Below are 20,930 nucleotides of genomic sequence, written 5' to 3'. Positions count from 1 at the left end.
GGGTGTCCCGGTAGACACGGTGCGGGACACGCTACTCAGGATCCCGCAGGAACGCGCGGGTACCCGGTCGGAGATGAAACACATCCCGGGACGACGCCTGTGGTCAGGTATCCACAGTTCCGGTCATATCTGATCTTTTGGTGCGTGCGGTCGATCGAGGGCTCTACGGTCGGGGTTGTGCACTTCCCTGCCCCGCCCCTGCCCCGCTCGACGCGGGAGCGCATCAAAGTGACGGATGGGACGTGGGGGAGGCCGGATTCCTGCTCTATTTGTAGGACTTGTCCAAAGGGGTCCGTATCCTAGGCGTCGTGACTTCCGCCCCACCTCCGGCCCTTCCCTACGCCTTGATCGCCACGGACCTGGACGGGACTCTGCTGCAAGCCGGGGACACCGTCTCCGCCCGTTCGTACGAGGCGCTCGCGACGGCGCGCACGGCCGGCGCCCAGCACATCATCGTCACCGGACGCCCCGTTCCCCAGGTACGACACGTCCTGGACCGGCTCGGCTACACGGGGCTCGCGGTGTGCGGGCAGGGCGCGCAGGTATACGACGCGGCGCGCGGGTGCCTGCTGCGCTCCGTGTCCATGGACCGGGAGCTGGCCGAGGTGGCCCTCGGCAAGATCGAGGCGGAGGTCGGCGAGGTCTACGCGGCGGTCAACCAGGAGGGCCTGGACGCGGAGATGCTGATAGGGCCGGGCTACCGGATGTGGCACCCCCACCTACCGACGGTCCGCGTCCCGCGGCGCTGCGACCTGTGGTCGGCGCCGATCAACAAGGTGCTGCTCCAGCACCCGGAGCTGGACGACGACGAGCTGACACGGGTGGCGCGGTCGGTGGTCGGCCACCTGGTGAACGTCACGATGGCGGGCGAGCACACCGTGGAACTCCAGCCGCCGGGCATCGACAAGGCCAGCGGACTCGCACGGGCTGCGGACGTCCTCGGCGTCTGCCCGTCCCGGACGATCGCCTTCGGGGACATGCCGAACGACATCCCCATGTTCGCGTGGGCGGCCCACGGGGTGGCGATGGCGAACGCGCACCGCGAGCTGGTGGCCGTCGCCGACGAGATCACCCTCTCGAACGACGACGACGGCATCGCGGTGGTCCTGGAACGGCTCTTCGGCTGACCGCCGCTTCCGGGGGCTCCACCCCCGTACCCCCGCGCCCGTTCCGGCCCCGCCGACGTTTGAGGCGCGGAGTCCGGGGCGGAGCCCCGGGACCGCCCGCAAGGGCGGTTCGACTGCTCAGCCCGCGACCCCGCTCAGCCCGCCGCGCGCGGCAGCCGGCGTTCCCACGTCCGGTGGAAGACCACCTCGTCCCCCTCCCGGCACACCACCTCGTTCGACGTCAGGAAACCGCCCTCGTCGCAGGAGATCTCCGACCGGGTCTCCACCCTCGCGTCCCAGCCCAGTTCCGGCCGGTGGAGCCGGATCCGCCACCGCGACCGCGCCCGCGCCGACAGCGCGTCCGCGTCCTGGATCTCGTACACCTCCTCCGCGTCCTCGCCGTACTCCAGGCCGTCCGGGTACACCCGGGTGCCCCCGTACCGCGGGTCCACCTCCAGCCGCCACGTCCCGCGCGCGACGTCCCGCACGACCAGCCGTTCCGGGCGCGGCTCGTCCAGCGTCGCGGGGAAGACCACACCCAGCGGCTCCGCCTGCTCCGGGGCCTCGAAGACGATCCCGCCGTCCGCCGCGGAGCCCGCCCGCACCGGCAGGGTCAGCGCGCTGCCCGCCGGGTCCAGGGTCCAGCCGGCCTCGGACCCGGCCCGCGGCCAGATCCACGGCCAGTACGCGGAGGACACGGCGAGCCGGATCCGGTGTCCCGGCGCGAAGGCGTGGCCGATGCCGTTCAGTTCGAAGGCGACGTCCTCGTACGCGCCCACCGGCCAGGGCAGCGCCCGGTCGCGGCCCCGGCGGGCCGAGAGGTTCAGCGCGCCCCGCGTGACCAGCGTCGAGGAGCCGTCCGGGGCCACGTCGCACAGCCGGGCGACCACCTGCCCGTACGGCACGTCGAGCCGCAGCCGCAGGGTGACCGACGGCCGTCCCAGGATCTCCACCGGCTCCTCGCGCCCCACCGGGAACTCGAAGCAGGCCGACTTCGCGTCCTCCTCCCGCTGGTCCGGTGGTAGGTCGGCGTCGTTGCCGAAGGGGAAGAACCGGCCCGCGTCCAGCCCGGTGTGCTGCGGGGAGGCCACCTCCACCGGCGCGCCCTGGAACACGTACGGGACGGGGATGACGGACGCCGACGGCCAGGACTTCTCGCCGACCCAGCGGCCCGGGAGCTCCTCGTACACCGTCGCAGGCGGGTGCGAGTCGCTGATCCAGCTGCGCAGCAGCGGCTCCTCCATCACCCCGTTGTCCGCGCCCTTCAGCCAGTGGTCCCACCAGCGCAGGGTCTCCTGCAGGAAGCCGATGGCCGGTCCCGGCGGCAGGCCGCGGTCCGGGTACTGGTGCGACCAGGGGCCGATCAGGCCCCGCACGCGGGCGGGCGGCAGGTGTTCGACCAGCCGCAGCACGGTGTCCCGGTACGGGTCGTGCCAGCCGCCGACCGCGAGCACGGCCGCGCGGACGGCAGGGTAGTCCTCGCAGACGCTGCCGTGGCGCCAGTAGGCGTCGCGCGTCTGGTGGGAGAGCCAGGTGTGGATCAGCGGCTCCACCGCCTCCAGCCGCTCCAGCCACTGCCGGCGCCAGTCGTCGCCGACGAACTGCGGGTCCGGCGGCCGGGAGGCGAAGGCCAGCATGGTCGCCGCCCACGCGTGCATGTCCACGGCGAGCACCGAGCCGCCCATGTAGTGCACGTCGTTGTCGTACCGGTCGTCCGTCGAGCAGACGGTGACGACCGCCTTCAGCGGCTCGGGGGCCAGTGCCGCGATCTGGAGGGAGTTGAACCCGCCCCACGAGATCCCGAACATCCCCACCGACCCCGTGCACCACGGCTGCGCCGCCAGCCACTCCACCACCGCCACGCCGTCGGCCAGCTCACGGGCGTCGTACTCGTCTCCCGGCAAGCCCCCGCTACAGCCGTGCCCGCGCACGTCCACCCGTACGGAGGCGTAGCCGTGCCCCGCGTACCAGGGGTGGCGCTGCCGGTCGCGCGGCGAGGTCCAGTCGGTGAGTCGGTACGGGAGGTACTCCAGCAGGGCCGGAACCGGCTCGTCCGTCACCGGGCGCCAGATCCGCGCGTACAGCTCGACACCGTCGGGCAGCGGGATCCGGACATCCTCGTGAGTGGTGCCGTACGGGAAGTCGGTACGGATGATCATCTGGTCTCAGCCGCCAATCGCCTCGGATCGTTCGCCTCGGATCGTTCGCCCCGACCCGGCCTCAGCGGACGGGGTGCATCGTGCGCCGCAGCCACGGCGCCGTCACGGCCGGGCCGCCCGTGGTCAACCGTCCGATGACGGCCAGAAGGGTGGCGGGTGCGGCGCACGCGAGACAGCCGCCGACGACCCGCCGTACGGTGCGGCGCATCGCGTCGGGGACGAGGTAGACCATGGTCCCGTAGGCCGCCGAGACGGAGGCCGCGGTGCCCGGATCCATCCCCAGGCCGCCGTTCGCCACGGTGTCCGCGACATAGAGGACGAGGACGGCCTGCATGCCCAGGAACGAGAAGCGCTCCCAGACTTCCAGCCCGGAGAGCGTGGCGAGGCCCCGGGGACGGCCGAGGAAGGCATGGTCGTCCCGAGGCGGCGGATGGTCGGCCTCCGGATCCGCGGCCTCGTCCCTATCGATAGCAGTTCTGGGCAAAACGCATTCTCCGGTTGTTTCGACTCCTTCCGAACATACCGGTGCTCATCGGACAGTGCGCGGGTGGTGGCCGGGGGGTGGCCGGGAAGGCGCTCTCGGTGATCGAAAACAGACCCGATACGCTGGCTTGAGTGATGGCAGCGACACATCGACAATCCATGTGATCGTCAGCGTGATCGTCAGCAGACAGGAGTACCCCTCGTGACCGTCGTCGGGCCGTTCGGACTGAGCGTGCGGGACCAGGCTCTTGAGACCGATGTCCAGGCCGGACTGGCCGCCGTCGAGGCGGGTCTGCTGGAAGCCACCAAGAGCGAAGTCCCCTTCATCACCGAGGCCGCACAGCACCTGGTCCGGGCCGGAGGCAAGCGGTTCCGGCCGCTGCTGGTGATGCTCGCGTCCCGGTTCGGTGACCCCTACGCGCCCGGCATCGTGCCGTCCGCCGTCGTCGTCGAGCTCACGCACCTCGCGACGCTCTACCACGACGACGTCATGGACGAGGCGGACGTCCGCCGCGGGGTGGAGAGCGCCAACGCCCGCTGGGGCAACTCGGTGGCGGTCCTCACGGGTGACTTCCTGTTCGCCCGCGCCTCGCACATCCTGGCCGACCTCGGGCCGGAAGCCGTACGCATCCAGGCCGAGGCCTTCGAGCGGCTGGTGACGGGTCAGATCCTGGAGACGGCCGGCCCGCGCGACGGCCGCGACCCCGTCGCCCACTACCTCGACGTCATCGCCGGCAAGACGGGCTCGCTGATCGCGGTCTCCGGCCGCTTCGGCGCGCTCATGTCCGGCGCCGACGAGTCGGTCGTCGACATCCTGACCCAGTACGGCGAGCGGCTCGGCACTGCCTTCCAGCTCGCCGACGACGTCCTCGACATCGCCTCCGACGCGCACGAGTCCGGCAAGACCCCGGGCACCGACCTGCGCGAGGGCATCCCGACGCTGCCCGTGCTGCGGCTGCGCGAGATGGCGGCCCAGGGCGGCGACCCGGCGGACCTGGAGCTCGTGAGCCTCCTGGACGGCGACCTGACGGACGACGCCCGCCACGCCGAGGTGCTCACCCGGCTGCGGGCGCACCCCGCCCTGGAGCGGGCCCGCCGCGACACCATCCAGTACGCGGAGGACGCGCGGGCCATGCTGGCCCCGCTGCCGGAGTGCTTCGCCAAGTCGGCGCTCGAAGAGCTCTGCGACGCGGTGGTGCACCGCGCCGGGTAACGGCCACGATTGCGGAACGGGCCCTTCCGCCCCGGCGACCCCTACGGGTCGGGGGAGGGGGGCCCTTTCCATGTCATCCCACGGGCGTACGTCGAGTTGCGTCCGGGGGCTGACGCCCCACGGCCGCCGATTTGGTCAGATGGAGTCATCAAACCCCACCAGATCGGGTGAGCGCGGCGACACGGTGGTCACCGCAGTCGACACAGAGGGCAGGGCACTGACATGGCACCGAACACCAAGACTTCCCGCAAGGCCGCCCGGTACGCCGTACCGGTAGCGGTGGCGGGCGTGGCCGCGGCGACCGTTGCGATGGTCCCGGCCTTCGCCAACGCCGGCGGGCCCGACCTGCCGAAGGTGACGGCGCAGCAGCTCATCGAGAAGGTCGCGGCCTCGGACGTGCAGCAGCTGTCCGGCACGGCCCGGATCACCACCGACCTGGGGCTGCCGAAGATCGCGAGCGGGCTGCTCGGCGGCGGCGGCGTCGCGGGCGGCTCCGCCAACCCGGAGGACAAGGTCGCCCAGCTGGCGAACGGCAGCCACACCCTGCGCGTCGCGGCCGACGGCCCGGACCGCCAGCGGCTGACCTTCCTCGACGGCAAGGACGAGTACAGCCTCATCCACAACGGCGACGACGTGTGGGGCTACGACTCCAAGTCGAACGAGGTCTTCCACGAGAAGAACGCCGAGGCCGGCCAGGGCAAGGGCAAGGACGGCGGCAAGGAGCACAAGACCGGCGACCGGCTGGCCGCCTCGCCGCAGAAGCTGGCCGAGGAGATCCTGAAGTCCGCCGGCCCCACCACGGACGTCAGCGTGGGTGACACGGCGCAGGTGGCCGGCCGGGACGCCTACCAGCTGGTGCTGAAGCCCAAGCAGAGCGGCTCCACGGTCGGCTCGGTCCAGATCGCGGTGGACGCCAAGAACGGCGTGCCGCTGCGCGTGCAGCTGCTGTCCGCCCAGGGCGGCAAGCCGATCGTGGACGCCGGCTTCACCAAGGTCGACTTCACCAAGCCGGCCGCGGACACCTTCTCCTTCACCGCCCCCAAGGACGCCAAGGTGACCGAGGGCGTGGACGGGGCGGGCAAGGGCAAGGGCGGCGCGGACGAGCACCGCAAGGCGCTGGAGTCCATCCCGGGCCTCGGCGATCTGGCCGGCGGCGCGGGCGGCAGGGGCGACGTGAAGGTGCTCGGCGAGGGCTGGTCGACCATCGCCCGGATCGACTCGGGCGTGAACCGGAGCCTGAAGGACCTGGAGAACGACAAGAACACCCCGAAGGAGGCCAAGCAGTTCCTCGACTCCCTCGGGGACAAGGTCACCGGGAAGTTCGGTGAGGGCCGTGTCCTGTCGACCCGCCTGGTCAACGCCCTGATCACGGACGACGGCAAGGTCTACGTCGGCGCGGTCACCAAGGACGCGCTGGTCAAGGCGGCCGACGCCAACAAGTAATCGCTAGCCGGACGGGCCGCCGCGGGGGTGGGTCGGGACTGTGTCCCTGCCCACCCTTGCGGCATTCCCGCTCCCCGTACAGCACACCCGCTGTACGGTGTTGGACATGTCGAGACACGTCACCATCCGCCTGGACGAAGAGTTCCACGAACGCCTGAAGGCGCGTGCGGCGGCGCTGGGGACGACGGTCACCGCGCTGATCACCGAAGTCACGGAGCGCGAACTCGACGAGGACCGGAAGAACTTCCTCTCCGGCATAGAGGAGTTCGCCGACCACTGGGGTTACTTCCAGCAGCGGTTCGGCAATTGAAGATCACCATGGAGTGGGCCTGGACGGCTCTGGCCCACCATCTCCCGTCCGATCCCGCCGTGTGGGATCCCTCCGGGGTGGCCGCCGCGGTCGCCCGGCACCAGAACGACCTCGTCCTGGTGCCCGAACAGCCCGCCCCGGACACCGCGTGGCGGGCCGCCGCGTTTTTGCACACCCTCGCGGTGTGCCCGGCGCTGGAGTCCCCGATGAACGAGTTCTACGCGGCCGCCGCGACCCGCTCGTACCTGCGGGTGGCCGGGGCGAAGCAGCTGCCCTCGCCGGAGGAGCTCGGCGACCTGGTGGAGGCGGCGAAGCTGGGCCGCGCGGACATCGCTGCCGTGGCCGAGGAGCTGCGCGCCCGCATCCAGGGGCCGCTCCAGGCGTCCTCGCAGTCTCGCGCCGAGGACGCCTGAGCAGGCGGAAGGCCTAGAAGGTGATCTTCCAGCTGTTGATGTAGCCGACGTCCTGCGCCGCCGTGTCCTTGACCCGGAGGTTCCAGACACCGTTGGCGACCTCGCTGGAGGCGTTGACGGTGTACGTCTGGACGAGGTTGTCGGCGCTGCCGCCCGTGCGGTTGTGCAGGTTGTAGACGGTGCCGTCGGGGGCGACCAGGTCGACCACCAGGTCACCGCGGTAGGTGTGGACGATGTTCACGTCGACCTTGGTGGTCGCGGGCGCGTTGCCCGTCACGCCGGAGACCGTGATCGGCGAGGACACCGCCGCCGCGGGGGAGTCCGGGACGTTCACGTCCGTCGTGTTCTCGAAGGACTGGCCCGGCGGGACCGGAGTGGCCGCCCCGAGCGTCCAGATCGCGTAGGCGACGGCGTCGGAGTTGCGGTCCAGGGCGGTGTCGTTGATGTTCGTCAGGCTGTCGCAGGAGGAGTGGTAGCAGCGGTCGAAGGCCTGACCGGAGGTGCCGCCCCACTTCTGCGCCTGAGCCGCCGTCTTGGTGTAGTCGGCGCCGGAGAACAGGCCGCCGACGGGGATGCCCGCGCTCTTGAAGGGGGCGTGGTCGGAGCGGCCGTCGCCCTCGGTCTCGATCTCGGTCGGGATGCCGAGGCCGGCGTAGTAGTTCTTGAAGGTCTGCTCGATCGTCGGGTCGTCGTCGTAGACGAAGTAGCCCGGGTTCGGCGAGCCGATCATGTCGAAGTTCAGGTAGCCCGAGACCTTCGCCTTCTCGGCCGCCGGCAGGTTGTTGACGTAGTACTTCGAGCCGATCAGGCCCAGCTCCTCCGCGCCCCACCAGCCGAACCGCAGGTGCTTGGTGGGCTGCAGACCGGCCCGGGAGACGGCGAGGGCGGTTTCCAGGACGGCCGCGCTGCCGGAGCCGTTGTCGTTGATGCCGGCGCCCGCGGTCACCGAGTCCAGGTGCGACCCGGCCATCAGGACCGAGTTCGGGTCGCCGCCCGGCCAGTCGGCGATCAGGTTGTAGCCGGTGGCGCCGCTGGAGGTGAAGGTCTGCAGGGTGGTCGTGAAGCCGGCCGCGTCGAGCTTGCCCTTCACGTAGTCGATGGAGGCCTTGTAGCCGGCCCTGCCGTGGGCGCGGTTGCCGCCGTTGTTGGCGGCGATGGTCGAGAGCTGTGACAGGTGGGCCTTGACGTTGGCCAGCGGTATGTCGGGCGGTGTCGGCGCCGCGGCGACCGCCGTGGGTGCGGCGAGTGCAGCGGGGACGGCGGAGGCGAACAGGCCGGCGACCGCGAACGCGGTCACGGCAGCAAGGCGCCGGGAGACGGACAGGCTCATGTGGGGGCTCCGAGATTCCGCGGGGATTTGACGGAACGAGTGGGGATAGAGCGGGTGAGCGTTAGTGCGTCAGTGCGAGCCTGATGTTCAGCGAGAGTATGACTGTCCGTCAAGACCACAATTCGGTCAGGGCAGTTCGGAAAACGGACGATCCCCGGTACGGGTGGTCCGTACCGGGGATCGAGGGTGTGGGGTTTGCCGGCGCGAGCCCCGCGGGCGGTGCTGGGCGGGCTCGCCGGCGGGTGCTGCGCGGGCGGGTGCTACGCGGGCTCGCGGGCCGGCGTGGCCAGGACGGCCGGCGCTGCTGCCGCCAGTCTGATCCGGGACCGCCGCGCCGTACGCAGCGCGTCCCAGGTGAGGATCACGAGCGCGGCCCACACCAGGGAGAAGCCCGCCCAGCGCTCGGGCGGCATGGCCTCGTGGAAGTACAGGACGCCGAGCCCGAACTGGAACAGCGGGGCCATGTACTGGAGCAGCCCGAGGGTGGACAGCGGGACTCGGACCGCTGCCATCCCGAAGAACACCAGCGGGACCGCCGTGACCAGCCCGGTCGAGGCCAGCAGGAGCGAGTGGCCGACACCGTGCGAGGCGAAGGTGGACTGGCCCTGCGCGCCGAGCCACAGGACGTATCCGAGCGCGGGCAGGAACAGTACGACCGTCTCGGCGGTCAGCGACTCCAGGCCGCCCATGTCGAGCTTCTTCTTGATCAGCCCGTACGTGGCGAAGGAGAAGGCGAGGATCAGCGAGATCCACGGCGGCCGTCCGTAGCCGATGGCGAGCACCAGCACGGCGACGAAACTCAGGCCGACCGCCACCCACTGCGCCCGGCGCAGCCGCTCACCGAGCACCAGCACGCCGATGGCGATGCTGACCAGGGGATTGATGAAGTAGCCGAGGCTGGCCTCGACGACGTTCTCGTTGTTGACGGCCCAGATGTAGAGGCCCCAGTTCACGCTGATCACCGCGGCGGCCAGCGCGGTCAGGCCGAGCTTGCGGGGCTGGTGGAGCAGCTCCCGTATCCAGCCCCAGCGGCGCAGCGCGAGCAGCGCCAGACCGACCGCGGCCAGGGACCACACCATGCGGTGGGCGAGGATCTCGATCGCCCCGGAGGGCTTGAGGAGCGGCCAGAAGAGGGGGACCAGCCCCCACATTCCGTATGCGCCGAATCCGTAGAGCAAACCCGTGCGCTGCTCGTTCTCCGCCTTCACGGGGCCTCCTGTATGACTTCCAGCCAACTTCACGACGGTATCGCCGTACGGCCCAGATGTCATGCCCGTAGCCAAGAGATACTCCTGACACCTTTCGGGGCCCGCGCGCCGAGCAGGGCCCCGGTGCGAGCGAGGCCCGGGAGGCCCCGCGAGGCCCGCGAGGCCCCGGGGCGTGCCGACACGCGACGGGGCCCGGATCCTGGCGCAGGATCCGGGCCCCGTCACGTGTCGGCGGTGCGCGCTAGCCGACGACCGTCCAGGTGTCGTTGCCGGCCAGCAGCGCCCCGAGGTCGCCCTTGCCGCTGCGGTCGATGGCAGCGTCGAGCTGGTCGGCCATGAGGGTGTCGTAGACGGGCCGCTCCACGCTGCGGAACACCCCGATCGGGGTGTGGTGCAGCGTGTCGGGGTCGGCGAGGCGGGAGAGCGCGAAAGCGGTGGTGGCGCTGGCGTTCTTCGCGTCGTGCACCAGGATCCGCGCCTCGTTGGCCGCGGTGACGTCCACGACCTCGAGGTCTCCGGTGGCCGGATTGCGGACGACACCCTTCGCGTCGTCCGCGCCGAAGCGGATCGGCTGCCCGTCCTGCAGCCGGATCACGGCTTCCAGCGCCTGGTCCTTGTCCTTGAGCACCTCGAAGGCGCCGTCGTTGAAGATGTTGCAGTTCTGGTAGATCTCCACGAGCGCCGTGCCCTGGTGGTCGGCCGCCTGGCGCAGCACCTCGGTGAGGTGCTTGCGGTCGGAGTCGACGGTCCGGGCGACGAAGGAGGCCTCGGCCCCGATCGCCAGCGACACCGGGTTGAAGGGCGCGTCCAGCGAGCCCATCGGCGTCGACTTGGTGATCTTGCCGACCTCGGAGGTGGGGGAGTACTGGCCCTTGGTCAGCCCGTAGATCCGGTTGTTGAAGAGCAGGATCTTCAGGTTGACGTTGCGGCGCAGCGCATGGATGAGGTGGTTGCCGCCGATGGACAGCGCGTCGCCGTCGCCCGTGACCACCCAGACGGACAGGTCGCGGCGGGAGGTGGCGAGGCCGGTGGCGATGGCCGGGGCGCGGCCGTGGATGGAGTGCATCCCGTACGTGTTCATGTAGTACGGGAAGCGGGAGGAGCAGCCGATGCCCGAGACGAAGACGATGTTCTCCTTCGCGAGGCCCAGTTCGGGCATGAAGCCCTGAACTGCGGCCAGCACGGCGTAGTCACCGCAACCGGGGCACCAGCGGACCTCCTGGTCCGACTTGAAGTCCTTCATCGACTGCTTGCTCTCGGCCTTGGGTACCAGCGAGAGCAGGGTCCGCGCCCCGTCGGTCGCCTCCGTCACCTCAGTCATCGATGGCCTCCTTGAGAACCGTGGCGAGCTGCTCCGCCTTGAACGGCATTCCGTTGACCTGGTTGTACGACTGGGCGTCGACCAGGTATTTCGCCCGGATCAGGGTGGCGAGCTGCCCGAGGTTCATCTCCGGCACCACTACCTTCTCGTAACGCTCCAGGACCCCGCCGAGATTCCTGGGGAAGGGGTTGAGGTGGCGCAGGTGGGCCTGGGCGATGGGGAGTCCGGCGTTCCGCAGCCGGCGGACGGCCGCGGTGATGGGGCCGTAGGTGGAACCCCAGCCCAGGACCAGGGTGGTGGCGCCGTCCGGGTCGTCGACGTCGAGGTCGGGCACCCGGATGCCGTCGACCTTGGCCTGGCGGGTGCGGACCATGAGGTCGTGGTTGGCCGGGTCGTAGGAGATGTTGCCGGTGCCGTCCTGCTTCTCGATGCCGCCGATGCGGTGTTCGAGGCCGGGGGTGCCGGGGATGGCCCAGGGCCGGGCGAGGGTCTCCGGGTCCCGCTTGTACGGCCAGAACACCTCGGTGCCGTCGGACAGGGTGTGGTTCGCACCGGTGGCGAACTTGACCTTCAGGTCGGGCAGGTCGGCGACCTCCGGGATCCGCCAGGGCTCGGACCCGTTGGCGAGGTAGCCGTCGGAGAGCAGGAAGACCGGGGTCCGGTAGGTGAGCGCGATCCGGGCCGCCTCGAGGGCGGCGTCGAAGCAGTCCGCGGGCGTCCGCGGAGCCACGATCGGGACGGGGGCCTCGCCGTTGCGGCCGAACATGGCCTGGAGGAGGTCCGCCTGCTCCGTCTTGGTCGGCAGCCCGGTGGACGGGCCGCCGCGCTGGATGTCCACGACCAGCAGCGGAAGCTCCAGCGACACCGCGAGGCCGATCGCCTCCGACTTGAGCGCCACACCGGGGCCGGACGTGGTGGTCACCCCGAGCGCGCCGCCGAAGGCCGCTCCGAGCGCCGCGCCGATGCCGGCGATCTCGTCCTCGGCCTGGAAGGTCCGCACGCCGAAGTTCTTGTGCTTCGACAGCTCGTGCAGGATGTCCGAGGCCGGGGTGATCGGGTAGGAGCCCAGGTAGAGGGGCAGGTCGGCCTGCTCGCTCGCGGCGACGAGACCGTAGGAGAGGGCCAGGTTCCCGGAGATGTTGCGGTAGGTGCCGGTGGGGAAGGCGCGGGTGGCGGGGGCGACCTCGTAGGAGACCGCGAAGTCCTCGGTCGTCTCCCCGAAGTTCCAGCCGGCCCGGAAGGCGACGACGTTCGCCTCGGCGATCTCGGGCTTCTTCGCGAACTTCTGTCGCAGGAAGTTCTCGGTGCCCTCGGTGGGCCGGTGGTACATCCACGACAGCAGGCCCAGCGCGAACATGTTCTTGCTGCGCTCGGCCTCCTTGCGGGAGAGACCGAACTCCTTCAGTGCCTCGACCGTCAGGGTGGTCAGCGGTACCGGGTGCAGGCTGTAGGCGTCGAGGGAGCCGTCCTCCAGCGGCGAGGTGGCGTAGCCGACCTTGGCCATGGGGCGCTTGGTGAACTCATCCGTGTTGATGATGATCTCCGCGCCGCGCGGCAGGTCCGCGATGTTCGCCTTCAGGGCCGCCGGGTTCATCGCCACCAGCACGTTCGGGGCATCGCCCGGGGTGAGGATGTCGTGGTCGGCGAAGTGGAGCTGGAAGGAGGAGACGCCCGGGAGGGTTCCGGCGGGGGCGCGGATCTCGGCGGGGAAGTTCGGCAGCGTCGACAGGTCGTTCCCGAAGGACGCCGTTTCCGAGGTGAAGCGGTCACCGGTGAGCTGCATACCGTCACCGGAGTCACCCGCGAATCGGATGATCACACGATCGAGGCGGCGCACTTCCTTGCCGCCCGGACTCTCCGGGGTGCGCTGTCCACCGACAACCGCACCCCCGGCCCCGTCGGCCTGCTCGGCTGGGCTGCTGACCTGGCTGGTCACTGAACTGGACCTCCTTCGAGGCGTGAGCACCCCCGGAACCAACCCTACGTCCGTAGGGATCAGGGCCCCAGGAGCGGCCACATTCTGGACCGTAGGACCGCCCCTTGAGACGGCCCTGCCGGTATGCCATATCTGACAGAGTGTCAGTCGATCAAGATTTCAGATAGGTGAGAACGGCCAGTACTCGCCGGTGATCCCCGTCACTCGGCGAAAGGCCCAATTTCATGAAGATGTTGCTGACGTGCTTCTCCACCGCTCCGTCGCTCACGACCAGCTGCTTCGCCACGGCGGAATTCGTCCGGCCCTCGGCCATCAGCCCGAGCACTTCGCGCTCGCGCGGGGTCAGGCCCGCCAGCACGTCCTGCTTCCGGCTGCGACCCAGCAGCTGGGCGACGACCTCGGGGTCCAGGGCCGTACCGCCCCGGGCCACCCGCACCACCGCGTCCAGGAACTCCCGCACGTCGGCCACCCGGTCCTTGAGCAGATACCCCACCCCGGTGCTGGAACCGGCCAGCAGCTCGGTGGCGTACTGCTCCTCCACGTACTGGGACAGTACGAGCACACCTATCCCGGGGTGGTCGCGGCGCAGCCGCACGGCCGCCCGCACACCCTCGTCGGTGTGGGTCGGCGGCATCCGCACGTCCGCCACCACCACATCCGGCAGCGCACCCTCGGCAGCCAGGTCCGCCACCGTCTTGATCAGGGCCTCTGCGTCCCCGACGCCCGCCACGACGTCATGCCCCCGGTCGGTCAGCAACCGGGTCAGGCCCTCACGCAGCAGCACTGAATCCTCGGCGATGACCACCCGCACCCTGTCTTCCACGACTCAGCAGCTCCCGCGTCCACTCGTTCCCGTACTGCCCGACTCAGCCAAGCATCCCAGCCTTGAGTCCCGCTGAAGGCAGAGCCGGGACAACACGTCGCCGTACGGGGGGAGTTTTCGCCTACTGGAAGGTCGCATACCGCAAACGGGCGCTGCGCGCGCCGGGAGTTGCGCGAGGGCCGGGCCACCAGGCCCGGCCCTCGCGTCGGTGGGGGAGCGTCTCTCGGTCCGGTCCGGTCCGGGTTGGGCCGGGCAGGGGCCGGTCCGGTCCGGGTTGGACCCGCGGGGTCCGGCCCGAACCTCCGCCGAGCCCTACGGGCGCCAGGGCAGCTCGGCCGTGACCGTCGTCCCGCCCGCGGCGGGGGAGTCGACGACCAGCACCCCGTCCACGGCGTCCAGCCGCTCGGTCAGCCCCGCCAGCCCCGTCCCCTCCCGCGGTCCGGCCCCGCCCCGGCCGTCGTCGGCGACCTGGATCAGCAGCCGGTCCCCGGACTTCCACACGTCCACCGACGCCGACCGGGCCAGCGCGTGCTTGCTGACGTTCTGCAGCAGCTCCGAGACCGTGAAGTACGCGATCCCCTCGATCGCCGCCGCGGGCCGGGCCGGCAGGTCCACGGCCACGCGTACCGGCACCGCACACCGCGAGGCCACCGAGGACAGCGCCGCGTCCAGTCCACGGTCGGTCAGCACGGCCGGGTGGATCCCGCGGGCCAGGTCGCGCAGCTCCTGGAGGGCGATCTTCACCTCGCCGTGCGCCTCGTCCACCATCCGGGCGGCGGCCTTCGGATCCTCGGTCAGCTTCTCCTTCGCCAGCCCCAGATCCATCGCCAGCGCCACCAGCCGGGCCTGCGCCCCGTCGTGCAGGTCCCGCTCGATGCGCCGCAGGTCGGCGGCCGCCGTGTCCACGACCACCCCGCGGTCGGATTCCAGCTCGCTGACGCGGGTGGCCAGGCTGGACGCCCCGAGCAGCCCGCCGACCATGACCCGGTCGACGGTGGTCAGGGCGCGGATCACCCACGGGGTGGCGAGGGTGATCGCCAGCCCGACGAGGCTGGCGAGGGCGATCCTGACGGGCGAGTCGAGGTAGAAGGCGTAGTCGTCGTTCTGGAAGAGCTGCAGACCGGGCTGGTCGGTGAAGGCCGGGAAGACCCAGAACCAGAGCGGGTACAGCAGGTACGCCCACCCGCACGCCCAGAGCACCAGGGACAGGCAGAAGGAGAACACCGCCCACGGGAAGTGGATGACCGAGTACAGCGCGTGGCGCCAGGCGCTCCCGCTCTTGAGCAGTGCACCCATGGCGGCCAGCGGCCCGGGCTTCTTCGCCCGGATCGGCGCGGGGGCGGCGATGTCCGCCCCGAGCAGCGCGCGCACCCGGGCCCGCTCCACGTGCCCGAAGCCGCGGCACATGGCGAGCATGCCGGCGAGGACCGGAACGCCGAGGAAGGTGACGAGCAGTCCGGCGCCGAGGCTCACGCCGGTGATGACGAGCGAGAAGTACAGCGTGCTCAGCGGCAGCCCGATCAGCAGGTACCCGAACTCCCGCCAGGTCCGCCCCTCGACCGGCGCCCGCAGCACCGCGCCGATCCCGCCGCCCGTTCCCGTGCCGTTGTCCATGATCCCGACCCGCCCTTCCGGTCCTCCGTTACACCCCCACCCTGCCGGCCCCCGCCCCCCACAACCATGCGGCGGGTAGGCATCTCCACCGGGGGGTTAACCCCACCCCCTCACCCCCGCCCGCATCCGAGGCACCGCCCAATCCAGCCCCGCCGGCGTTTGAGGCGCGGGGGTCCGGGGCGGAGCCCTGGGAAGCGGCGCGGCACCAGACGCGCGAAACAGGACCCGGTCCACCCCTGCGGCCCCGCCGGCGAGGCGCACGGCACCGCACACGCGAGCGGGACCCCCACCCACCCCGGACGGGAGTCCCGCGCACCTACGAAACAACGGGGCCCGGGGCCTGGCCTACCCCCGGTCCCGCCACGGCAGCTCGGCCGTGACCACGGTCCCCGCCCCCGCGGGCGAGTCCACCACCAGCACCCCGTCCACCGCGCCCAACCGTTCCGCGAGCCCCGCCAGCCCACTCCCCCCGGAGGGACTCGCCCCGCCCCGACCGTCGTCCGACACCCGGATCATCAGCCGCGCCCCCGCCCGCCACACCTCCACCGTCGCGCCCCGCGCCCCCGGCCCCGCGTGCTTGCTCACGTTCTGCAGCAGCTCGGACACCACGAAGTACGCGATCCCCTCGATCGCCTCCGCCGGCCGCGCCCCCGGCGGATCCGCCGGCAGATCCACCGCCACCTTCACCGGCACCACGCACCGCGCCGCCACCGACGAAAGCGCCGCGTCCAGCCCCCGGTCCGTCAGCACCGCCGGGTGGATCCCCCGCGCGAGGTCCCGCAGCTCCTGCAGGGCCAGCTTGACCTCCCCGTGCGCCTCGTCGACCATCGCCGCCGCGCCCTCCGGGTCCTCCAGCAGCTTCTCCTTCGCCAGGCCCAGCCCCATCGCCAGCGCGACCAGCCGGGCCTGCGCCCCGTCGTGCAGATCCCGCTCGATGCGCCGCAGGTCGGCCGCCGCCGTGTCGACCACGACTCCCCGGTCGGATTCCAGCTCCGCGATCCGCCGCTCCAGGTCCTCGGAGGGCGACAGCAGCCCCCGTACCATCGCCCGGTCCACGTTCGCCATCAGCCGCACCAGGTACGGCAGCACCGGCCACAGCACGAACAGGCCGGTCAGCGCTACCGTGAAGGTGAGTACTCCCCACGGCAACCGGATCAGCTGGTACAGCACCGTCCGCCAGCCCACCGGGTCCTTGATGCTCGTCCACAGCCAGGGGAAGAATCCACCGGACCGCTTCGGACCGGGGATCGGGGTCGGCTCGTCCACCCGTACGCCCAGCAGCCCACGGGCGCGCGCCCGGTCCAGCCGTCCCAATTGCCGAGACAGATACAGACCGCACGCGAGCAGGGGAATTCCGACCGCGGTCACGGAAAGACCGCCGGCCGTGGAAACCATGACAACCGCGTAAACAAAACCGACGATCGCCAACGGCAGGTTGCTCACCAGATGGGCGATCTCCTTCCACGTCACGACGCTGAAGACGGCGCGTACGGGGGGAGGTCGATCGTTGTCGGGTACGGCATGGCTCATGGTCATGCGCCACACCCTGTCAAGTACGACCCGCTCATGCCATGGGGTGGCCGGGGTGCTGTGAACGGGGGATAACCCCACCCCGTGTGAGGCAGGCCCTAGACTCCCGTCCGTACCAGATCGTCGACAGTGACCGAGGAGCGAGGAACGGACGTGCCTGAACCGACGGTATCGACCGTAACCGTGCTCGCGGCGGACTACTTCCGGAGTTATTCGGTCGTCGGTCTACTGGCCGTCCTCGGTGTGCTCTTCGTGGCCGTCGCCTTCGGCGCGGGTCGCCTGCTGCGACCCGTCGTCCCGACCCCCGAGAAGCTGCTGACCTACGAATGCGGTGTGGACCCGGTCGGCGAGGGCTGGGCGCACACCCAGGTCCGCTACTACGTCTACGCGTTCCTCTACGTCATCTTCGCCGTCGACTCGATCTTCCTGTTCCCGTGGGCGACGGTGTTCGCCGCCGCCGGTTACGGCGCCACGACGCTGGTGGAGATGTTCATCTTCCTGGGCTTCCTGGCCGTCGGCCTGCTCTATGCGTACAAGAAGGGCGTCCTCGAATGGACGTGACACCGGCTGTGACGCCGACCGAGGGCGTGCTGCTCCCGGAGCCCAAGCGCCTCGGAGTCCTCTCCCGCCTGGCCCCGGAACCGATGAAGGTGGTCCTGAACTGGGGCCGCCGGTACAGCCTGTGGGTGTTCAACTTCGGCCTGGCCTGCTGCGCGATCGAGTTCATCGCCGCGTCCATGGCCCGGCACGACTTCATCCGGCTCGGTGTGATCCCCTTCGCGCCGGGACCCCGCCAGGCAGACCTCATGATCGTCTCGGGCACCGTCACGGACAAGATGGCCCCGGCGGTGAAGCGGCTCTACGAGCAGATGCCGGAGCCGAAGTACGTCATCTCCTTCGGTGCCTGCTCCAACTGCGGCGGCCCCTACTGGGACTCGTACTCGGTGACGAAGGGCGTCGACCAGATCATCCCGGTCGACGTCTACGTGCCGGGCTGCCCGCCGCGCCCCGAAGCCCTCCTCCAGGGCATCCTCAAGCTCCAGGAGAAGATCGCCCGCGAGTCGCTGGCCGAGCGCTACGCGACCGGGCCGTCCGTGTCCCAGCTGACGAGCGGCTTGGTCACGCCCCCGCCGGCACCCGCACAGGGGGCCGGCGCGTGAACCTCTACGACTCCCTTCCCGACGCGGCGGCAACGGTCTTCGGCGCCGAGGCCGTCGCCGAGTTCTCGTACGACGTCCTCACGGTGGACGTGCCCGTCGGTAGCTGGATCCCCGCCCTGGAAATCGCCCGGGACAAGCTGGGCTGCACGTACTTCGACTGGCTGAGTGCGGTGGACGAGCCCGGCACCGGCTTCCGGATCTGCGCGCACGTCGTGTCGCTGGAGAACCACCGGGTGCGCCGGCTGCTGCTGCGCACGACCGTCCCGCACAGCGCCGCCTCCCTGCCTTCCGCGGTCGCGGTCTACGCGGGGGCGGAATGGCACGAGCGCGAGACGTTCGAGATGTTCGGGGTGACCTTCACCGACCACCCGCACCTGGTTCCCCTCCTCCTCCCGGAGAACTTCGAGGGCCACCCGCTGCGCAAGGACTTCGTCCTGGCCGCGCGCGTCGCCAAGGCCTGGCCCGGCGCCAAGGAGCCCGGCGAGGCGCACGACCCGGACGCGCCCAAGCGCCGCCAGATGCTCCCGCCGGGCGTGCCGGACCCCAACGACTGGGGCCCGATGAAGGGCCAGCTCCCGCCGGCCCCGTCCCGGCCGGCCCGCACCCCGCGTGCGGCCGGTGCGGCGGGCGCAGCGGCGCGCACCCCGCGCGAGGGCGCACCGGTCCGGCGTACCCGCTCGGTCACCGAGGGCTCGGCCACCCAGCCCCCGGCGGGCGCGGCCACCGAGGCGGGCGTGGAGTCCGCCCCCCGCCCGCCGCGCCGCACCCGCTCGGTGTCGGAAGGCTCGGCGAGCCAGGCATCCGAGACGTCCGCGCCGGACGCGTCCGCTCCGGGCGCGGAGGCTCCCGAAGCCCCGGCCCGCCCGGCCCGTCGCACCCGCTCGGCGGCCGACGGCTCGGCGAGCCAGGCCGCAGAGGCTGCCCCGGCTCCGGAGGCCCCGGGTACGGACGCGTCCGCTCCGGGCGCGGAGGCTCCCGAAGCCCCGGCCCGCCCGGCCCGTCGCACCCGCTCGGCAGCGGACGGCTCCGCGAGCCAGGATCCGGGCACGGAGCCGGCCGCCCCGGACGCCGGCGCTCCGGCAACGGAGCCCGCGCCCCGCGCCCCGCGCCGACCCGCCCCCCGCAGCTCCGACGCCCCCTGGCACGACCCGAAGCCCGCCTTCGACGAGCCGGCCCCCGAGCCCGCTCCTAAGACCGAGCCCGCTCGTAAGACCGAGCCCGGACCCACCCCGAAGGCCGGACCCGCCCCCGAGCGGCGCCCGGCCGAGCCCGAGACCGACCCCACCACCGACAACGGAGGCGACGCGTGAACGACGTCCTCGACGTCGCCCTGCGGCTGATCGTCGTCTTCGCCGTCTTCCTCGTGCTCCCGCTCGTCGTCGGGCAGACCGAGCACAAGGTGATGGCCCACATGCAGGGCCGCCTCGGTCCCATGTACGCCGGCGGCTTCCACGGCTGGGCCCAGCTCGTCGCCGACGGCGTGAAGTTCGCGCAGAAGGAAGACATCGTCCCGGCGGGCGCCGACCGCCGGATCTTCCAGCTCGCCCCCGCCGTCGCCCTGCTGCCCTACCTCCTCGTCCTCCTGGCCATCCCCATCGGCCCGGGTGAGGGCGCCGTCGGCCAGGTCATCGACGCGGGCCTGTTCTTCGCGCTCGCCGTCATGGGCGTCGGAGTCCTCGGCTCCCTGATGGCCGGCTGGGCCTCCGCGAACAAGTTCTCCCTGCTCGGCGGCCTGCGCACCGCAGCCCAGCTGCTCGCCTACGAGCTCCCGATGCTGCTCGCCGCCGCCTCCGTCGCCATGGCGGCCGGTACGGTCTCCCTCCCCGGGATCGTCGAGGCCTTCGAGTGGTGGTGGCTGCCCTGGCAGATCGTCGGCGCGCTCGTCTTCTTCACCGCCGGCCTCGCCGAACTGCAGCGGCCCCCCTTCGACATGCCCGTCGCCGACTCCGAGATCATCTTCGGCGCGTACACCGAGTACACCGGCCTGCGCTTCGCACTGTTCCTCCTCGCCGAGTACGCCGGCATCGTCGTCCTCTGCGCCCTGACCACCGTCCTCTTCCTCGGCGGCTGGCACGGCCCCTTCGGCGACGACCTCGGCTGGGTCTGGACCCTGCTCAAGATCGCGATCCTCGCCTTCGTCGTGATCTGGCTCCGCGTGAGCTACCCGCGCCTGCGCGAGGACCAGCTCCAGAAGCTCGCCTGGACCACGCTCATCCCGCTCGCGCTCGCCCAGATCGCGCTCACCGGCATCGTGAAGGTGGCGATCCAGTAATGCCCATCCCCGGATCCGGCCTGGCCAAGGGCCTGGCCGTCACGCTGCGCACCATGACGAAGCGCTCGCACACCGCCCAGTACCCCGAGGTCCAGCCCGAACTGCCGCCCCGCTCCCGCGGGGTCATCGGTCTGTTCGAGGAGAACTGCACCGTCTGCATGCTCTGCGCCCGTGAGTGCCCCGACTGGTGCATCTACATCGACTCCCACAAGGAGACGGTCCCGGCCTCCACCCCCGGTGGCCGCGAGCGCAGCCGCAACGTCCTCGACCGCTTCGCCATCGACTTCTCCCTCTGCATGTACTGCGGGATCTGCATCGAGGTGTGCCCCTTCGACGCCCTCTTCTGGTCGCCGGAGTTCGAGTACGCGGAGACCGACATCCACGAACTGACCCACGAGCGCGACAAGCTCCGCGAATGGATGTGGACCGTCCCGGCGCCGCCCGCGCTGGACCCGGCGGCCGAGGAGCCCAAGGAGATCGCCGCCGCCCGCAAGGCGGTGGAGAAGGCCGAAGCCGCAGCCGCGGCGGCAGCGGCCGCCGCCGAAGCCGCCGCCCAGGCGGCCGAGACCGAACCGCCGACCAACCCGACCCCGGAGGGAGACGCGTGAG

Annotated in this window: 18 protein-coding genes and 1 pseudogene; 10 read left to right on the top strand and 9 right to left on the bottom strand. The window is 71.2% G+C overall.

The features are described from left to right. Positions 1-308: 308 nt before the first annotated feature. A complete protein-coding gene (locus tag OG386_RS19615) occupies positions 309-1,127 on the top strand; it encodes an HAD family hydrolase (RefSeq protein ID WP_328789223.1) in 819 nt (272 codons plus the stop codon). A 134-nt stretch (positions 1,128-1,261) separates the two neighbouring features. Here OG386_RS19615 and OG386_RS19610 read toward each other — a convergent pair whose 3' ends face one another. Next, a complete protein-coding gene (locus OG386_RS19610) occupies positions 1,262-3,265 on the bottom strand; it encodes a CocE/NonD family hydrolase (protein WP_328789222.1) in 2,004 nt (667 codons plus the stop codon). Between the two features lie 207 nt (positions 3,266-3,472). Beyond that, positions 3,473-3,749 (bottom strand): annotated as a pseudogene (locus tag OG386_RS19605) (peptide MFS transporter); the annotation flags it as partial. Between the two features lie 201 nt (positions 3,750-3,950). Here OG386_RS19605 and OG386_RS19600 point away from each other — a divergent pair. The 4 genes from OG386_RS19600 (at position 3,951) to OG386_RS19585 (ending at position 7,127) form a co-directional block, all read left to right on the top strand. Next, positions 3,951-4,961 carry a polyprenyl synthetase family protein gene (locus OG386_RS19600; RefSeq protein ID WP_327383803.1) on the top strand — a complete coding sequence of 337 codons (1,011 nt, stop codon included), beginning with the start codon at positions 3,951-3,953 and terminating at the stop codon, positions 4,959-4,961. A gap of 222 nt (positions 4,962-5,183) precedes the next feature. Then, entirely contained in the window at positions 5,184-6,404 is a 1,221-nt protein-coding gene (locus OG386_RS19595; RefSeq protein ID WP_328789221.1) for a LolA family protein, read from the top strand. Between the two features lie 106 nt (positions 6,405-6,510). After that, a complete protein-coding gene (locus OG386_RS19590; RefSeq protein WP_223835884.1) occupies positions 6,511-6,714 on the top strand; it encodes a ribbon-helix-helix domain-containing protein in 204 nt (67 codons plus the stop codon). Next, the gene (locus OG386_RS19585; protein WP_266603778.1) at positions 6,711-7,127 is read left to right on the top strand and encodes a hypothetical protein; all 417 of its coding nucleotides are present in this window, start codon (positions 6,711-6,713) and stop codon (positions 7,125-7,127) included. The genes OG386_RS19590 and OG386_RS19585 overlap by 4 nt, the downstream gene beginning before the upstream one ends. A gap of 13 nt (positions 7,128-7,140) precedes the next feature. Here OG386_RS19585 and OG386_RS19580 read toward each other — a convergent pair whose 3' ends face one another. The 7 genes from OG386_RS19580 to OG386_RS19550 all read right to left on the bottom strand — a co-directional run bounded on the left by OG386_RS19580 (position 7,141) and on the right by OG386_RS19550 (position 16,895). After that, on the bottom strand, positions 7,141-8,457 hold the full coding sequence (locus tag OG386_RS19580; protein WP_327383800.1) for a M28 family metallopeptidase: 1,317 nt from the start codon (positions 8,455-8,457) through the stop codon (positions 7,141-7,143). Between the two features lie 260 nt (positions 8,458-8,717). Further along, entirely contained in the window at positions 8,718-9,665 is a 948-nt protein-coding gene (gene rarD / locus OG386_RS19575) for an EamA family transporter RarD (RefSeq protein WP_328789220.1), read from the bottom strand. Between the two features lie 241 nt (positions 9,666-9,906). Then, positions 9,907-10,986, bottom strand: a complete 1,080-nt coding sequence (locus OG386_RS19570; protein ID WP_328789219.1) for a 2-oxoacid:ferredoxin oxidoreductase subunit beta — start codon at positions 10,984-10,986, stop codon at positions 9,907-9,909. Next, positions 10,979-12,922: a 2-oxoacid:acceptor oxidoreductase subunit alpha gene (locus OG386_RS19565; protein WP_328789218.1), complete on the bottom strand. Its 1,944-nt coding sequence runs from the start codon at positions 12,920-12,922 to the stop codon at positions 10,979-10,981. Before OG386_RS19565 ends, OG386_RS19570 begins: the two co-directional genes overlap by 8 nt. 151 nt (positions 12,923-13,073) lie before the next feature. Further along, positions 13,074-13,733: a response regulator transcription factor gene (locus tag OG386_RS19560; RefSeq protein WP_030016724.1), complete on the bottom strand. Its 660-nt coding sequence runs from the start codon at positions 13,731-13,733 to the stop codon at positions 13,074-13,076. Positions 13,734-14,057: 324 nt separating this feature from the next. After that, positions 14,058-15,359 (bottom strand): sensor histidine kinase, encoded by a 1,302-nt coding sequence (locus OG386_RS19555; protein ID WP_328789217.1) that lies wholly within the window; start codon positions 15,357-15,359, stop codon positions 14,058-14,060. A gap of 345 nt (positions 15,360-15,704) precedes the next feature. Then, positions 15,705-16,895, bottom strand: coding sequence for a sensor histidine kinase (locus OG386_RS19550; protein WP_328789216.1), 1,191 nt, complete (start codon positions 16,893-16,895; stop codon positions 15,705-15,707). A 147-nt stretch (positions 16,896-17,042) separates the two neighbouring features. Here OG386_RS19550 and OG386_RS19545 point away from each other — a divergent pair, with 147 nt between their 5' ends. Genes OG386_RS19545 through OG386_RS19525 form a run of 5 tightly spaced genes read left to right on the top strand, consistent with a single transcriptional unit; the run spans position 17,043 to position 20,929 of the window. After that, complete coding sequence (locus OG386_RS19545) at positions 17,043-17,450, top strand: NADH-quinone oxidoreductase subunit A (protein WP_030388327.1); 408 nt, start codon at positions 17,043-17,045, stop codon at positions 17,448-17,450. After that, the gene (locus OG386_RS19540) at positions 17,441-18,049 is read left to right on the top strand and encodes an NADH-quinone oxidoreductase subunit B (RefSeq protein ID WP_327383793.1); all 609 of its coding nucleotides are present in this window, start codon (positions 17,441-17,443) and stop codon (positions 18,047-18,049) included. Before OG386_RS19545 ends, OG386_RS19540 begins: the two co-directional genes overlap by 10 nt. Then, complete coding sequence (locus OG386_RS19535; protein WP_328789215.1) at positions 18,046-19,359, top strand: NADH-quinone oxidoreductase subunit C; 1,314 nt, start codon at positions 18,046-18,048, stop codon at positions 19,357-19,359. Before OG386_RS19540 ends, OG386_RS19535 begins: the two co-directional genes overlap by 4 nt. Continuing rightward, positions 19,356-20,321, top strand: a complete 966-nt coding sequence (locus OG386_RS19530) for a complex I subunit 1/NuoH family protein (protein WP_030013132.1) — start codon at positions 19,356-19,358, stop codon at positions 20,319-20,321. The genes OG386_RS19535 and OG386_RS19530 overlap by 4 nt, the downstream gene beginning before the upstream one ends. After that, positions 20,321-20,929, top strand: a complete 609-nt coding sequence (locus tag OG386_RS19525) for a NuoI/complex I 23 kDa subunit family protein (protein ID WP_328789214.1) — start codon at positions 20,321-20,323, stop codon at positions 20,927-20,929. The genes OG386_RS19530 and OG386_RS19525 overlap by 1 nt, the downstream gene beginning before the upstream one ends. Position 20,930 lies beyond the last annotated feature (1 nt).

The organism is Streptomyces sp. NBC_00273, from assembly GCF_036178145.1.
Taxonomy (GTDB): domain Bacteria; phylum Actinomycetota; class Actinomycetes; order Streptomycetales; family Streptomycetaceae; genus Streptomyces.
The sequence above is the reverse complement of the archived record's forward strand: the minus strand, read 5'-3'. Positions and strand labels throughout refer to the sequence as shown.